Origin of the sequence: Enterobacter cloacae complex sp. IR5428 (assembly GCF_049238585.1) — a bacterium.
Lineage (GTDB): Bacteria > Pseudomonadota > Gammaproteobacteria > Enterobacterales > Enterobacteriaceae > Enterobacter > Enterobacter intestinihominis.
The window spans coordinates 41,975-56,581 of sequence record NZ_JBMKHV010000002.1 but is presented as its reverse complement, the minus strand read 5'-3'; the positions used below and the strand labels follow the sequence as shown (position 1 = coordinate 56,581).

The window sequence follows — 14,607 nt, the reverse complement described above, 5'->3', positions numbered from 1 at the left end:
CGGCGTGTCAAACAAAGCCATCGTTTCTGAAGGGATGAACGCGCTCCCGGCGAAAATACTGTTTAATAAACAGGATTTACCGTTACTTTCTTTAGCGCGACCGATGCCCGCCAGGATTAAAAGTGGCAACCTCAGGGCAAAGCTAATTATTTACACAGGAAATAGTTGTTTATTTATATGTTTGCGATTTATAAGCCTTATTATTTGTGCAGGTATTAAATTATTTCGTTATAAAAATGATATAGCTATAAATGTCTGAATACGCAAATTAAGTGTTCGTAAACCCAACGCGGCTATTGCAGGGGAGATTAATTGATAGCGTGAATATATTTCGTTAGCTATGAGGGCGCGTGGATAAAGGGTTTTGGCGTAAAAGGTGCAACCCTTAAAACGGTGCTGGCGGGGCGATATTATTAATTATAATATGCGATAAATATCTAATTTTGGTTAGGTTTAACTGCTGCTTAATTGTAGTTTAAGTTAGGGTAAAATATCTGGTGTATGATATATTTAAAACTGTCTCATTTATAAAATATATTTTTACGGGTGGGTTAATTTCTGCTACTCAAAAAATAACGTGTTTTCTTCTCATGTTTAATAAATAAAAGGCCGCAAGCGTGGCCTTTCAGAGGCTATCGGTATTAGCCTAAAGAAATTATGCCGATTTCCACGAGGGCGGCTAATGTCAAAAGAATAAAGAGGATAACAACTATTGGTCTGTACATTTTTAAGGTTCCATCCTTGTGTGAAGTCCTGCCCATCGTGTCCGTTGTCATTTTCCATGGTAATGACGTGCTGTCGTTGATGCTCATCAAAGGGATGCAGTAGATTGAGGAAAATCTGCATTCAGGGTTGGAACCATTTAACGCAGTGTAGGCTGCGTGGCGGGGAGCTGTCGCCACTGGCGGATGTGCTCGATCAGGGCTCTGAGCTTGGGGGCCATATTGTGGCGCTGGGGAAAATAGAGATAAAAACCAGGAAAAGATGGAAGAAACGCATCCAGTAAGGAAACCAGCTGTCCTGATTCAATGTACGGTGTGAAGGTGTCCTCCGTGGCAAAGGTTATGCCACCGCCGGCCAGCGCGAGGCTGAGCATAAGACGCAGATCGTTAGTGGTGATTTGTGGTTCAATTGCCACATCGAAAGGGACGCCTGCTTCCTCAAACTCCCAGCGATAGGGGGCAACGTCCGGGGAAGGGCGCCAGCCGATACACCGATGAGCGACCAGCTCACGGGGGTGCGTCGGTGCGCTGTGTGTCGCCAGATAGGAAGGTGAAGCCACCACCCGTTCACGCTGCTGGCCCGTAAGGGGAATAGCGATCATGTCTTTTTCGATAACTTCGCCCAGCCTCACCCCGGCGTCATAGCCCGCTGCCACGATATCGAATTCCTCATCTGACACGAAAACATCAAGCGATACCGCAGGATGCGCGGCCGTAAACGAGGCGAGCAGTGGGCCCGAAAGAAACGCTTCCGCAATTGAGGTGACAGCGATCCTGAGCTGTCCGCGCGGTATGCTGTCCGAGATGACGTCGTCAAAGGCCGCCTCAATGTTGGCGATGGGCCCCAGCAACGATTTATGCAACCGTTCACCCGCTTCGGTGAGCCTTACTGAGCGCGTGGTGCGCATCACCAGCAGGGTCTGAAACCCATCTTCGAGACGTCTTATTCCCTGGCTGACAGCGGAACGGGTTATGCCCAGGCGCCCGGCGGCAGCGCTGAAGCTGCGTTCTTCGGCGACCGCCAGAAAAAGCGGTAACAAATTAAGATCGATTTTCATTGTTTAACATTGCTAACCAGTGAGTCCAGTAAAGGCAGGATACAAGAAACAATGGTCTGTATCTATGATTGCAGTGAACTCAACTGAAGGAGTAAAACATGAACAAAGTCATCTTAATTACCGGTGCCTCCAGCGGTATCGGAGAAGGTATCGCCAGAGAGCTCGGCAAGGCTGGCGCAAAAGTGTTCCTGGGGGCTCGCAGGCTGGAGCGCATCCACGCCCTGGCTGATGAAATCCGCAGCGCAGGAGGAGAGGCAGAGGCTCAGGTATTAGACGTTACCAGCCGCCAGTCGATGGCCGCCTTCGTTCAGGCAGCACGGGATAAGTGGGGCCGCATTGACGTACTTATTAACAACGCGGGCATTATGCCTCTCTCTCCGCTTTCGGCTGGCAAGCAGGATGAATGGGAGCGCACCATTGAGGTAAATATCAAGGGCGTACTGTGGGGTATTGGTGCTGTTTTGCCGATTATGGAAGCCCAGGGCTCGGGGCAGATCGTCAATATAGGCTCGATTGGTGCCTTGGCCGTCGTGCCCACGGCCGCCGTCTATTGCGCGACCAAATTTGCGGTACGGGCCATTTCCGATGGTTTACGTCAGGAAAGTTCGAACATCCGTGTGACCTGCGTCAACCCTGGGGTAGTGGAAAGCGAACTGGCCTCGACCATTACGCACGAAGAAACCATGGCGGTGATGGATGCGTACCGGGCTATTGCTCTCAAACCGGCTGATATCGCTCGCGCCGTGCGCCACATCATCGAGGCGCCTGAGAGTGTCGATACCACCGAAATCACCATCAGACCTACGGCCTCTGCAAACTAACGTAGCGGGTCAGGCACCAGCCTGACCCGCTTCACCCTCTTACCACGGCTGTTCGGTCGGCATAATAAACAGCTCTGCCACGTCCACATGTTCCGGTGCCTGCAATACGTAAAGAATCGAGTCGGCGATATCATCGGCTTTCAGGAACGTCATCTTCTCCTTCAGCTGTTCCATCTGTGCACGATAATTTTCGTCACTGATATGCTCGAATAATTCACTTTCAACGGCACCCGGCTGAAGCGAGGTGACGCGAATGTTGAACTGAGGGGCCAGCTCCATACGCAAAATATCCGAGAAGGCGGCAACCGCGTGCTTCGTCGCGCAGTATACGCCCAGTCCGGGAAACGTTTTACGCCCGGCGATCGACGAGGTATTGATGATATGACCCGAGCGCTGTGACTGCATAATCGGCAATACGGCCGCGACCGTGTTAAACAGGCCCTTTACGTTTACATCTACCATTCGATGCCACTCGTCAACCCGGAGGCTGGCGATATCCGAAATCGGCATCAGCCCGGCGTTATTAAAGGCGATATCAATATGGCCATAGCGTTTGTGCAGTGCCTCCACCCCTTTATTAACTGAGGCCGGGTCAGTGACATCCATGGCCAGCGCCATGGCTTCCCCGCCAGCAGCCTCAATTTCAGACACCAGCGCCTGAAGACGATCCAGACGGCGGGCAGCGAGACCCACCCTGACGCCCTGTTCCGCTAACTTTTTGGCCGTGGAGGCACCAATTCCGCTTGAAGCACCGGTGATGAGCGCGACTTTACCGTTGAGTTCCATAGTTGATCCTCTTGAGAGTTGATTTCAACGCTTCAGAAAGAATGTCTGAAGTACGGGTCAATAATGGATCTTTCTGGCAATCGCTTCGCGCGGGCTTTTGCTCAAACTGTCGGGCTTTTGCTGCGAACGGCATCGCTGCGATAGTGGGAGGGCGTCACGCCGTTATGCCTGAGGAATACGGCAGCAAAGTGGCTGGGGCTGGTGTATCCGACGTTCAGTGCAATATTGATAATGGAATCATTGCTTTCCGATAGCATGCGACGCGCCTCCTCCATGCGTAGCCGGATAAAGTAGTGAGAAGGGGAAAGTCCGGTTGACTGTTTAAAGGCGCGGCTAAAATGGTATTCGCTAAGATCGGTCAGTTCAGCCAGGCGTGCCAGGTCAAACGGCTGGGCTAACCCTTCACGCATTGCCGTGAAGACCCGGTGCAGCTTAAATGCCTGCAAGCCCCCGCGGTGTCGTTTCGCAGGTGTGCCATAGGTGCGAATCAGATGTACTGCCAGCGCCTGCGCAATGCCCTGGATAAACGGGCCGCTGGGTGGATTTTGCAGATACAGCTCCTGACGTATCTGCTCCAGCAGGGCGGATAGCGTGTCGTCGCGCGCGCCGGAGACTTCCCGCAGTTCATACTCCTGCATCATAGCCACTCCCATATAAACATGCATAACGACGAAAGGCTTATCTGGCCCGGCGTGCCAGCGCATTTCAGTAGGAGAAGCCGCCGTTGTGAGAAAGAAATCGCCTGCGGTAACGCGGTTTGCTAACCACGGCTCACCGGGGGAATGCTCCTCAACGACGGCATTACCTGAGAGGATCCAGACGATAAAAGGCTCCGGCACTGCCGGAATAATGACGTTTTCCTGCACGTGTCTGCGCGCCAGAATTTGCACGAATACATCCCGGGAAGATTGCGCCCGATGTTCCCTGATCAGCTTGCCGGGAAGGTATTCTTCAAAGGTCTCTGCGGAAGTACGCTGCGTCATATTTATCGTTGCCTTTAGCTATGCCAGTTGCACCAGGTTCACCGCCGGAAGAGGCCCTCCGGGGAATTGTTGTAGCGTACCGCCAACCTCCAGGCTGCCTAAATCAATACTTGCGAAGCCCAGTTGCCCGGCTAAGGCTGTTATTTCCGCCTTTGCGTCAGGATGGTCTCCGGAGATAAAGACGACACGACGGCCACCCGCCTGCGCCGGATCCTGAGCCAGCACCCCTGCAAGGAGAGTATTGAAGGCTTTAACGACGCGTGCACCCGGAGCCCACTGTGTCACCACCTGGCTTGAGTTTTTTCCGCCCAGTTCAGCCAGCGTGAAGCCTGGCAGTATGACCGGGTTGGTCGCGTCGATCAGGATACGCCCCTCCCAGTTGATGCCGCGTAACGCGGCCTCGGTTTTGTCCCAGTTTGTGCTGACAAAAACGATGTCGGCCTGGGCGGCCTGTTCTACGGTGCCAGCGCGAGCCCCGTGGCCCAGTTTCTCAACCACCGCAGTCAGGCTTTCCGGCCCGCGGCTGTTACTCAGAATAGCGTTCATGCCCGCTTTAACCAGTTGTTCTGCAAAGGCTTGCCCGATAGCGCCAGCGCCGATGATACCTACAGTAGTCGTTTTCATATTGTATTTCCTTCATTGAAGAGTAGTGAACATGCACTGAGAGTAGTAATCTTTGACCTATCTGAATAGCCTATATAATTAGATGGGATCCATCTGCTGGAGCGATACATGCTGGACGGTATGTCTGTTGATCAACTCCGCACCTTTATTGCTGCCGTTGATGAAGGGAGTTTTTCCGCCGCCGGTCGCAGGCTGCGGCGCGCGCAGTCGGTTGTCAGCGCGACGCTGGCAAACCTTGAGGCGCAGGTCGGGTTTCCATTATTCGATCGTACCGGGCGTTATCCGACGCTGACGGAGGCGGGCGTCGCCATGCTGGAAGCGGCGCGTCTTGCCACTGCCGGGATGGACGCCTTTAAGGCTAAGGCGCGCACCTTAGCCGAAGGTCTTGAGCCTGAACTGGCGGTGTCCGTCGACGTGATGTTTCCCGTAGCGCAGCTCACCGCTGCGGTGCAGGCGTTTCAGCAGGCATTTCCTGACACCCCGCTGCGTTTGTATGTGGAGGCGTTGGGGGCGGTGTTCCAGCCTTTACTGGACGGTCATTGCCGGGTGGCGATAACCGGATCGCTGCCGCATCTTCCGGCGGGATGCATCTCAGAATTCCTTCTCAGCGTGCCTGCGGTGGCCGTTGTCTCCCCTGAGCATCCGCTGGCGACCGCGTCCGGTCCGATCCTTCGTTCCCTTTTACAGGAACACGTCCAGCTGGTGCTGACCGATCGCTCCTCTCTCACCGTGGGCCGAAGCTTTGGCGTCATGTCGTCAAAGACATGGCATTTAGCGGATATGGGCGCGAAGCACGCCTTCCTGCGTGCCGGACTGGGGTGGGGTTATATGCCGCTGCCAATGGTCGAGGAAGATCTCGCAGCGGGAAAACTGGTTACGCTGAACGTGCCGATGCAGCCCGACGTCGGGCCCGGTTTTTCCATGCAGGCGGTGCACCTGGAGGAACATCAGCCCGGCCCGGCCGGACGCTGGTTCGTTAACAGGCTGAAAATGCAGGCTGGCATGCCTCTCAACGAACGCAGCGGATCCGGCAAGTGAGCTCAACGGATAATTCAGGTTTTGTTGCTGTTGCATGTCTCCAGTATCGCACCGGCCCGACGGGCCGTGGCAGGCAGGATGTCGGCATCGGCCACGTAGCCATCGGGATCGAGACAGCGATTGTGTTCTCTCGCCTGTTGCAGGATCGCTTCATCCCAGTAGAGGCGCTTACGCTGATCGCCGCGGGTCGTCAGAATAAACTCCGTTTTGCCGTCAACCGCGCGGTAGCGACGCCAGCTGTTTGCCGGAACAGAGATCACCGAACGTTCCGGAGCGATAACGCTCACTTCTTCGCCCGCCTCGTTCCAGGTGATCTCCAGCTGGCCTTTAAAGACCATAATGACCTGAATATCCGGGCAGAGATGGCGGCCCACAACGTGATCCTCGGCGAGACGCAGCCATTCGACGGAAAAACCGTGCGGGCTCACGATAGCGGGAGCGGAATCCCGATCCTGTGAAATGCCGAAACCGATAACCGGCGCAATTTCGCCGCCGTGTCCTGGCAGCACCGAATCCAGCAGTCCCTGGGCTGACCAGCAGCGGTCATCGCCGGTTACCGCACGCTGGCGCATCTCCTCAACGCTGTAGTCACGCAGCCCGGCAATATATTCCTCTGACAGCGGCGTCAGCAGCGCGGCGGGGTCAGGCCGCGGGTCGCCGGTTTCCTGTGTGATGAGCATGTTGTCTTTACTCAAATACATTCCGTATTCGCTGGCTGCCGCCAGCACGGAAGGATGCCAGATGATGCCGCCCGTGTTGTCCCCGCCGAGCACCGTAAACACCATACCGCTGGTCTCTTCTTTACTGACGTTGGTGAAACCGCGGAAGATCCAGGTCGGTATTGAAAGGATAGTGGGTGCGCTAAATTCAGCTTCATGCTCGCCGTTGGCGCCCCAGCGAAAACGCCATGTTCCTTCATGGATCAGGAACACCTCGGCGGTGAAATGCAGATGTAGGTTATTCGTCACCCCTTTCGGCATAGCCGCCGCGCCAATGTTAAAGCCGTGCGGCTCGGGAATATTGACGACCTGCTCGCTGGACTGGGTTACACCCGGGCCGATGAAGGAATAGTTTTGTTTGAGATGCGAGCCGGGTAGCTTGCAATCAATAAAAGCAAGATTACAGGAAATCATGTCCTCGGGGGCGATTAACCGTGTTCGAGCCTGACTCTGGGTAAGATGGATGGTTTTCATTATTTCTCCTTTTAATAACCGGATGCACCGGTGGTAGGGATAGCGTTGCCGCGGGCGAGGGCAATGGCTTCACGCGAGGCGCGACCCAGTTGCATGACGTCGTTTGCAGGGGTAACAAACTGAAAACCCTGATCAATGCGCGCTGCGGCGGCCGCGCCGGAAGTGCAGAAAATTCCGGCAATCTTCTGCTGCTGGCGGCAGCAGTGAATCACCCGCTCAATAGCAGCAAGCATTTCGGGATGTTGCGATTCGGCGCTGGCGCTGCCGGTCAGCGTCAGTGAGAGATCGTTGGGGCCAATAAACACACCGTCCAGCCCTTCGGTATCAAGGATGGCGTCAAGATCAGCCAGCCCTTCGCGGGTTTCAATCATCGCCAGCGTCAGGATCTCGTTGTTAGCGTGCTGTGGATAATCACTGCCGCCGTAGAGTAGACCTCTGGCCGGACCAAAGGAGCGAACACCCAGCGGTGGATAGCGACAGGCAGCGACAAAACGGCGAGCCTGTTCCGCGCTGGAGATCATCGGGCAGATTACGCCGTAGGCTCCTGCGTCTAATACGCGCATGATTTGCGCCGGATCGTTATCTGCCACCCGCACCAGCGGCACGGCAGGCGTGGCCGATAGCGCCTGTAGCATTGACAGCGCGCTGGCAAAATCAATCATGCCGTGCTGCAAATCGACGGTGACGGCGTCGTAACCCTGATGGCCCATAATTTCCGCGCTATAACCTGACGGGATCGCCAGCCAGCCGTTTATGATGGGAGTATTTTCCAGAAATGCGGTCTTTAAACTGTTTTTGCGCACTGTATGCACTCCGTTATCCACTGACGCAGCAGCGGCGCGATCTCATCCGGGGTTTCCAGCGGAATAAAATGCCCGCCAGCCTCCACCGTATGCCTGGTCACGTTCGCGTTGCCTGCGGCCAGTAGCTGATGATGATGGGGCGTGCAGATAACGTCCTGCGCGCCGTTTAGAAGTAATGTGGGGCAGGAGAGGGCGTTAAACGCAGTCCGGTTGTCCTGCCGGTGAATGGCCATTTCCGTTTGCCCGGCAAAGGTCTCAATGCCGCACTCTTGCGCCATTCGGCAAATAGTCTCTTGCAGGATCCGATCGGACAGACGTGACGGGGCGACATAGCTCTGCCACAGCGAGGAGACCAGCCAGTCGGCCAGGCCCCGCGCCTGTGCGGTGCGTACCGCTTCCCGGCGTGAAGCGAGGGTGTCTGGCGCAACGGGCAACGGATTAACGGAAATCAGCGTCAGCCCGTTCACTCTTTCTGGCGCGTCGGCGGCCATTTGCAGCGCGACTATGGCACCGAGAGAAAACCCTGCCAGCAGAAAGCGCGGCGGCAGAACCTCTAATAACCGCCGTGACGCCTGCGGCGCGGACTCCGCACCCGTCAGCGTAATACAGGACACCGCTGCGACATTCAGCCGTTCAATAACGGGCTGCCAGAGCCGGGCGTTACAGAGCGTGCCACCAAGCAGCACCAGTGGCAGATCGGTATTGTCCAGAAGCGGATATTCCATTGCATCCCTCACGTAGCGGTCCAGCCGCCGTCAACCATCAGGGCACTGCCGGTGATCAGCCCGGCGGCATCTGAGGCGAGAAACACTACCGGGCCCATAATGTCCTCCAGCTTGCCTAACCGGCGCAGCTTGATGTTGTCCAGCACGTAGTGGCGGAACGCCGGATCGGCAAGCGCCGGGCGCGTCAGGTCGGTTTCAATGAAGGTCGGGCACAGCGTATTAACGCGGATCCCCGCATCGCCCAGCTCCAGCGCCATCGTTCGGGTTAACCCTTCAAGCGCGAATTTGGAGGCACAGTACACGCTACGCTCGGGGCCACCAACGTGTCCCATTTGCGATGAGATGTGAATAATCGTCCCTCCCTTACCGCCCGCCCGCATTCTGCGCGCCACGCGCTGGCTGACAAAAAAGGTGGCGCGCAGGTTAAGCGCCATCACCGCATCGAAATTGTCCTCGTTCACCTCAAGAAACGGCTGGTGGCGGGCCAGCCCGGCACTGTTCACCAGAATGTCGGGAGCGGGCAATGTCGCCAGCACACGCTCCACCTCCTGAGCGTCGGTAATATCCAGCTCAAGCGGGTGAAATGCGAGCCTGTGTTCCGCTGCCAGACTTGCGGCATGCGCCAGCGCCTCGTGGCCCCGGGCGGCGATCCATACCTCTGCGCCCGCCTGTGCGAGGGCGACGGCGGCAGCGAAGCCAATCCCTCTTGACCCGCCGGTCACCAGCGCGCGTTTGCCGTGCAGGGTGAAAGAGGGCGTTTGCAAAAGCGTCATGGCTTACACCTTTTCCCTGACCGGGGCCGGTGTGGCGTAGGGAACCTCCGTCTGGCCATAACGGCGCACGCGAATATTGGCCTGCTCGGCATGTCCGGCGAAACCCTCCAGCAACGACAGACGCGAACAATAGCTGCCGATTTCGGCGGTGGCTTCGTCGCTGAGGACTTTCTGGAAGGTGCAGGTTTTCATGAACTTGCCCACCCACAGGCCGCCGGTATAGCGTGCGGCTTTTTGCGTCGGCAGGGTGTGGTTGGTTCCGATCACCTTATCGCCGTAGGCCACGTTAGTACGCGGCCCAAGGAACAGCGCGCCGTAATTGGTCAGGTTAGCCAGGAACCAGTCGTCCCGGTCGGTCATCACCTGAACATGTTCGGAAGCGATACGATCTGCCTCCAGCAGCATCTCTTCGTAGCTGTCGCAGACGATGATTTCCCCGTAGTCCTGCCAGGACTGGCGGGCAATGTCGGCGGTAGGGAGCTTTTCCAGCAGCCGTTCCACTTCGCTGAGCGTCTCTTTGGCAAGCTGGAGCGAGTTCGTCAGCAGGATGGCAGGGGTGGTGACGCCGTGTTCGGCCTGGCCCAGCAGATCCGTGGCGCACATTTCCGCGTCAACGGTGTCATCGGCAATCACCAGCGTTTCCGTCGGACCGGCAAACAGATCGATACCTACCCGGCCGAACAGCTGGCGTTTGGCCTCCGCGACGAAGGCGTTACCGGGGCCGACCAGCATGTCGACCGGTGCCAGCGAGTCCGTGCCCAGCGCCATGGCGCCTATCGCCTGAATGCCGCCAAGGGCATAGATTTCCGTTGCGCCAGCCATTTTTTGCGCCGCGACAATCGCCGGGGCGGGCTGACCGTTAAACGGCGGGGCACAGCTGATAATTCTTGAGCACCCCGCCACGCTGGCGGTGATAATCGACATGTGCGCGGAGGCGAGCAGGGGATATTTTCCGCCTGGCACGTAACATCCCACGGCGTTAATCGGAATATTTTTATGCCCGAGAATAACGCCGGGACGCGTTTCAATTTCCAGATCCCGCAGGCATTCTTTCTGCGCGCGGGCAAAATTCGCCACCTGCTGTTGGGCGAATTCAATATCCTGAATATCCTGGCGGCTTAACTGTTTTATGCAGCGGTCGATCTCCGCGGGGGTCAGACGATAATCCTGACGGTCATAACGATCGAATTTAATGGATAATTCGCGAATGGCTTTATTTCCACGCTTTTCAATATCCGCAAGTATTTGCTCAACCGTTTCTCTTATTTGCTGGTTGGCTTGCTGGCGCTCTTCGGTAGATTTACCGGTTTTTAATTTCCAGGACACACGCTTCTCCTTACCTTTTTTAGATGTCAGTTGTCCTCCCGGCAGACCGGGAAAGGGTGTTTACTTCAGAGTGGGTTATTGATCCGGCGCGGCGGCGTACGCACCGTTTTTTAATAATTGGGCTGAGGTTTGCGTTTTACGGGCATATACCCATCGAGCGGACAGCGGCGTGGCAATAGCGGCCACAACGGAAAGGGCGGCAATCAATATATAACCGGACGACAGGTTAATATGTTGCATCATTACGCCCATCATTACCGGCCCGACAAACATGCCGCAGGAATAAATGGTCTGGAATAGTCCCATTCGCGTGGATTGTTCATCAGACGAGGTATTCACTACGCTGAGCGACATGAATGCGGCAAAGGCCATACCGAACGAAAAACCTGCCAGCGCCTGCCACAGGTAAATGACGTACATATTGCTGGTAAAGGGAATGCCGAAGGTGGAGATCACCTGTAAAACGATGCCGAGCACGGCGGTTTTTACCAGCCCAAGGCGCTGATAAAACACCGAGCTGCACAGGGCGATGGCCAGCCCGTAAAACAGAAGGTGGATGTTTCCGAGCACCGCGAGGATCCCCGCCCGGGCGCCGAGCTGTTCGGCGTAGACCGGCGTCAGCGTGTCCCGGGTGGCGAAGGGCACCAGAATGACGACGGTCGCCAGGATGCCAATCAGCCAGACGGAACGGTCGGCCAGCTGCTGGCGCGCGCCGGTGATGCAGGCTTTAAGCGTGGGGGCCTGCACCGGGTCGTGCACGTCCTGAATGCGGGTCGTCAGGATCAACGCCACCAGGGCGGAGATGCAGGAGACAAAAAAGGCGATGTTATTGGCAAAATAGTGAATCAGCACCGCGCCAATACAGTTGCCGAGAAACACGCCGATGGGCCCTGCCAGCGCCAGCAGCGCGACGGCGGCAGGGGCTTCGTTGCGACCGAAGTAACGCATGAACAGGATGTTGTACAGCACCCATGTCGCCGCCGTGACGCCGTCTGCCGCTTTAGCCAGATACAGCGTAATGGCATTGGGTTCAAGCCAGGCAATTGGCCAGGCGATAATTGGCAGCAGCAGGCCAATCTGGATGAAGATCCTGCGGCTTTTAACCACGTCGGAAATAATGCCTAACGGGAAGCGTATCAGAAGGGTTGCCAGCCCGGATGCGCCCATGATGATGCCCATGATCTGTGGCTCAATGCCCTGGTTGATCATCATGGGGGCCAGGAATGCATCAATGCTATGGATGCAGATAAAGAACAGGATGCTGATGATGAAAAAGAGCCGGGCTTCCCGACGGCGTAACAGTGCTTGAAACATGGTTTTGAACCTCTTAAGAATTAATGGGTTATAACCAGTCAGGGACGACGTTTACCGGTTCAATCCTTTGGGCGACTCCTGTTCTCTCCGGTACCATTGACGGTATGAAAACTCTTTGCATACGTATTCAAGATTTGAAGTTACGAAAAGGTTTCATGTTTGTAAAGTGATCTCGATCTTGTTGTGAGAATTTTAATTTTTTGTGTTGCATACGCATGCAAAGGTGGTGTAAGTATAAAAAACACCCACTTGCTGAGGCGTTTGAAGCACGCGCAAATGGGCAGGACGTTGATAAGGAATCAGGGGTAATGAAACGTAAGACTTTTGCAGCAGTCACATCCCAACAGGTCGCTCAACTGGCGGGGGTATCGCAATCTGCGGTGTCGCGAACGTTCACGCCGGGGGCCAGCATTTCACCGGCAACGCGTGAAAAAGTGCTGAAGGCGGCGCGCGAGTTGGGCTATCGCCCGAATGCGATAGCCCGTTCGCTCAACACGGCGCGTTCGCGCATTATCGGTGTCGTCATTTCTTACTTTGATAACCCCTTTTACTCGCAGGTGCTGGAGGCGCTGGCACAAAAGCTGGATACGCTGAACTATCACCTGCTGCTGTTCGTTGGCGACCGGGACGGTAACGTTGACCGTATTTTTGACCAGATTATGCAGTACCGGGTGGATGGCATTGTGCTGGCCTCGGTGACGCTGTCGCTGGAGTTGTCCGAGGAGTGTCTTGCCGCCGGGATCCCGGTAGTGCTGTTTAACCGCAGCGAAGAGAGTGGCATGGCCTCCAGCGTCAACAGTAATAACGAAGCGGCCGCGCGGCAGATTGCCGAGTTTCTGCTGGCGGGGGAGCACAAGCGTTTTGCCTACGTGGGCGGCGTAGCTGATTCCCCGGTCAATATCGCCCGCCAGCGCGGGTTCATCTCCACGCTGGAAGAACATGGCATCACCGATGTGCGGGTGGTGCACGGGAATTACGACGCTCAGCAAACCACCCGGGCGGCTTATACCCTGTTTTCGGCGTCGCCAGCGCCGGATGCGGTCTTTGTCGCCAACGATCATATGGCCGTCACGGTAATGGATGTGGCGCGCTATGAGTTTGGTTTGCGCATTCCGGAGGAGGTCTCCATTGTCGGGTATGACGACATCGGCCCTTCCGGCTGGCCCTCTTATGCGTTGACTTCGGCGTCGCAGCCGGTCGGCGCGATGGTAGATGCCACGGTGGAACTGTTAATGAAGCAAATTGACAGCGGAACCATAGAGCCTGAACAGATTACGGTGCCCGGTACGCTGGTGATACGCCACTCGGCGCGTCGCCCACGCAGCGGCGTTATCGAAACCAATGGTTTAACGCTATTCCAGTCTAAGGAGCGCACATGACCAGATTGCGGGGCTTCAGCCCTCAATTCGACTCTATCCAGCAGTTCATTTTGACGCTGACGCATGTCGTCTGGGAGCAGAAAGATATCGGCCAGCTGGCGGATTTTTACGCCACGCCGGTGGTTTTCACTACCCCCGAAAAACAGCTGCATGAGCTTTCCCAGTTTATGCGCCTGACGCTTGAGGCGATGCACAGCTTCCCGCAGCGAGCGGTGCTGACGGAGGATATTCTGTGCAGCCAGAACCCGGGGGACGAGTACTATGCGGCTCAGCGTACCGTAGCCCGCATTCAGCATCAGGGGGAGGGATTTTTTGGCCCGCCGACCGGGAAAAATGTCTGGGTCCGCACCTGGGCCGATCGCATCTGTGTTGATGGGGCCGTACGCCAGGAGTGGCTGCTTCAGGATCGTGCTGCGATTGTGGCGCAACTGGGGCTGGATATCCGCGAATTTGCCTTTAACCTGGCGACCATGCGCCAGCAGCTTGGCGTGGAGGCGGTCTCTGCCGAGACGCTGGATGCCCGCTGGGCGGGCGGGCCCGAGGGCGACGACGTAGAAGGGGCGCTGGCAGGCGTCGTTGAGCGCTACTTAACCATGTGGGCGGGCGGTAACAGTGGCGTGGTGCCCGGTCTCTATCACCCGGCGGCGACGCTTTACGCGCCGGGTCATTGCCTCTGCACCGGTGAGCAGGAAATTGGCGCACAGCTTTCTGGCTACCGCGCTTCATTTGCCGACAGCGAAACGCAGCTCCAGCATCTGATTGTGCGTAAAGATCCTAACGAGCCGATTCGGCTTTCCCTGCGCTGGTCGTTATTAACCTGGCATGACGGTTACGGCAAATTTGGTGCGCCAACCCGTAAACCCATATCAATTACCGGTATCAGCCAGCTTGAATTACGTGATGGTTTAATTTTCCGTGAATATCTGGGGATCGATGAATTAGCGATCTGGTCGCAAATAGTGAATTAACAGGGGCGGCAGCCCCCTTATTCTGGCTGCCGAAAATAATCGAGTTTAATTCACCCTCACTTACGGGTGCGGGTTCTTATTGTCTGAAAACAGA

The 14,607-nt window shown here is 56.2% G+C and carries 14 protein-coding genes; 4 read left to right on the top strand and 10 right to left on the bottom strand.

All coding sequences use genetic code 11. The features are described from left to right. Nucleotides 1-862: 862 nt before the first annotated feature. Entirely contained in the window at nt 863-1,780 is a 918-nt protein-coding gene (locus tag ACOTXC_RS02605; protein WP_048965951.1) for a LysR family transcriptional regulator, read from the bottom strand. Between the two features lie 98 nt (nt 1,781-1,878). Between ACOTXC_RS02605 and ACOTXC_RS02600 the strand changes: the two genes are divergently transcribed. Then, the gene (locus ACOTXC_RS02600) at nt 1,879-2,601 is read left to right on the top strand and encodes an SDR family oxidoreductase (protein WP_421767387.1); all 723 of its coding nucleotides are present in this window, start codon (nt 1,879-1,881) and stop codon (nt 2,599-2,601) included. Between the two features lie 39 nt (nt 2,602-2,640). On the opposite strand, the gene ACOTXC_RS02595 is transcribed toward ACOTXC_RS02600, so the two are convergent. From ACOTXC_RS02595 to ACOTXC_RS02585, 3 genes are all read right to left on the bottom strand, one after another. Next, nucleotides 2,641-3,387, bottom strand: coding sequence for an SDR family oxidoreductase (locus tag ACOTXC_RS02595; protein WP_022649104.1), 747 nt, complete (start codon nt 3,385-3,387; stop codon nt 2,641-2,643). Between the two features lie 101 nt (nt 3,388-3,488). After that, nucleotides 3,489-4,370 carry a helix-turn-helix domain-containing protein gene (locus ACOTXC_RS02590; RefSeq protein WP_250116243.1) on the bottom strand — a complete coding sequence of 294 codons (882 nt, stop codon included), beginning with the start codon at nt 4,368-4,370 and terminating at the stop codon, nt 3,489-3,491. Between the two features lie 18 nt (nt 4,371-4,388). Then, a complete protein-coding gene (locus tag ACOTXC_RS02585; RefSeq protein ID WP_045308437.1) occupies nt 4,389-4,994 on the bottom strand; it encodes an NADPH-dependent F420 reductase in 606 nt (201 codons plus the stop codon). A gap of 108 nt (nt 4,995-5,102) precedes the next feature. Between ACOTXC_RS02585 and ACOTXC_RS02580 the strand changes: the two genes are divergently transcribed. Next, entirely contained in the window at nt 5,103-6,032 is a 930-nt protein-coding gene (locus ACOTXC_RS02580; RefSeq protein ID WP_421767386.1) for a LysR family transcriptional regulator, read from the top strand. 14 nt (nt 6,033-6,046) lie between these two features. Here the strand turns inward: ACOTXC_RS02580 and ACOTXC_RS02575 are convergent, their stop codons facing one another. The 6 genes from ACOTXC_RS02575 to ACOTXC_RS02550 all read right to left on the bottom strand — a co-directional run bounded on the left by ACOTXC_RS02575 (nt 6,047) and on the right by ACOTXC_RS02550 (nt 12,166). Beyond that, nucleotides 6,047-7,225 carry a hypothetical protein gene (locus ACOTXC_RS02575; RefSeq protein WP_063152628.1) on the bottom strand — a complete coding sequence of 393 codons (1,179 nt, stop codon included), beginning with the start codon at nt 7,223-7,225 and terminating at the stop codon, nt 6,047-6,049. A gap of 11 nt (nt 7,226-7,236) precedes the next feature. Next, complete coding sequence (locus ACOTXC_RS02570) at nt 7,237-8,028, bottom strand: HpcH/HpaI aldolase family protein (protein ID WP_022649099.1); 792 nt, start codon at nt 8,026-8,028, stop codon at nt 7,237-7,239. After that, complete coding sequence (locus ACOTXC_RS02565; RefSeq protein ID WP_023298422.1) at nt 8,010-8,753, bottom strand: alpha/beta fold hydrolase; 744 nt, start codon at nt 8,751-8,753, stop codon at nt 8,010-8,012. Before ACOTXC_RS02565 ends, ACOTXC_RS02570 begins: the two co-directional genes overlap by 19 nt. An 8-nt stretch (nt 8,754-8,761) precedes the next feature. Then, nucleotides 8,762-9,526, bottom strand: a complete 765-nt coding sequence (locus ACOTXC_RS02560; protein ID WP_421767385.1) for an SDR family NAD(P)-dependent oxidoreductase — start codon at nt 9,524-9,526, stop codon at nt 8,762-8,764. Between the two features lie 3 nt (nt 9,527-9,529). Beyond that, nucleotides 9,530-10,852, bottom strand: a complete 1,323-nt coding sequence (gene hisD, locus ACOTXC_RS02555) for a histidinol dehydrogenase (protein ID WP_022649096.1) — start codon at nt 10,850-10,852, stop codon at nt 9,530-9,532. A 75-nt stretch (nt 10,853-10,927) separates the two neighbouring features. Further along, complete coding sequence (locus tag ACOTXC_RS02550) at nt 10,928-12,166, bottom strand: MFS transporter (protein ID WP_022649095.1); 1,239 nt, start codon at nt 12,164-12,166, stop codon at nt 10,928-10,930. A gap of 308 nt (nt 12,167-12,474) precedes the next feature. On the opposite strand from ACOTXC_RS02550, the gene ACOTXC_RS02545 reads away from it, so the two are divergent. Together ACOTXC_RS02545 and ACOTXC_RS02540 are read left to right on the top strand one after the other, a co-directional pair. After that, the gene (locus ACOTXC_RS02545) at nt 12,475-13,545 is read left to right on the top strand and encodes a LacI family DNA-binding transcriptional regulator (protein WP_023298419.1); all 1,071 of its coding nucleotides are present in this window, start codon (nt 12,475-12,477) and stop codon (nt 13,543-13,545) included. Continuing rightward, nucleotides 13,542-14,513, top strand: a complete 972-nt coding sequence (locus ACOTXC_RS02540) for an ester cyclase (RefSeq protein ID WP_421767384.1) — start codon at nt 13,542-13,544, stop codon at nt 14,511-14,513. Before ACOTXC_RS02545 ends, ACOTXC_RS02540 begins: the two co-directional genes overlap by 4 nt. Nucleotides 14,514-14,607: the final 94 nt, after the last annotated feature.

Bases quoted from the DNA above. Each gene is read 5' to 3' on its own strand.
- ACOTXC_RS02550 (WP_022649095.1), bottom strand. From the start codon at position 12,166: ATGTTTCAAGCACTGTTACGCCGTCGGGAAGCCCGGCTCTTTTTCATC.
- ACOTXC_RS02590 (WP_250116243.1), bottom strand. From the start codon at position 4,370: ATGACGCAGCGTACTTCCGCAGAGACCTTTGAAGAATACCTTCCCGGC.
- ACOTXC_RS02605 (WP_048965951.1), bottom strand. From the start codon at position 1,780: ATGAAAATCGATCTTAATTTGTTACCGCTTTTTCTGGCGGTCGCCGAA.
- ACOTXC_RS02545 (WP_023298419.1), top strand. From the start codon at position 12,475: ATGAAACGTAAGACTTTTGCAGCAGTCACATCCCAACAGGTCGCTCAA.
- ACOTXC_RS02575 (WP_063152628.1), bottom strand. From the start codon at position 7,225: ATGAAAACCATCCATCTTACCCAGAGTCAGGCTCGAACACGGTTAATC.
- ACOTXC_RS02565 (WP_023298422.1), bottom strand. From the start codon at position 8,753: ATGGAATATCCGCTTCTGGACAATACCGATCTGCCACTGGTGCTGCTT.
- ACOTXC_RS02585 (WP_045308437.1), bottom strand. From the start codon at position 4,994: ATGAAAACGACTACTGTAGGTATCATCGGCGCTGGCGCTATCGGGCAA.
- ACOTXC_RS02600 (WP_421767387.1), top strand. From the start codon at position 1,879: ATGAACAAAGTCATCTTAATTACCGGTGCCTCCAGCGGTATCGGAGAA.
- ACOTXC_RS02540 (WP_421767384.1), top strand. From the start codon at position 13,542: ATGACCAGATTGCGGGGCTTCAGCCCTCAATTCGACTCTATCCAGCAG.
- ACOTXC_RS02595 (WP_022649104.1), bottom strand. From the start codon at position 3,387: ATGGAACTCAACGGTAAAGTCGCGCTCATCACCGGTGCTTCAAGCGGA.
- ACOTXC_RS02580 (WP_421767386.1), top strand. From the start codon at position 5,103: ATGCTGGACGGTATGTCTGTTGATCAACTCCGCACCTTTATTGCTGCC.
- ACOTXC_RS02560 (WP_421767385.1), bottom strand. From the start codon at position 9,526: ATGACGCTTTTGCAAACGCCCTCTTTCACCCTGCACGGCAAACGCGCG.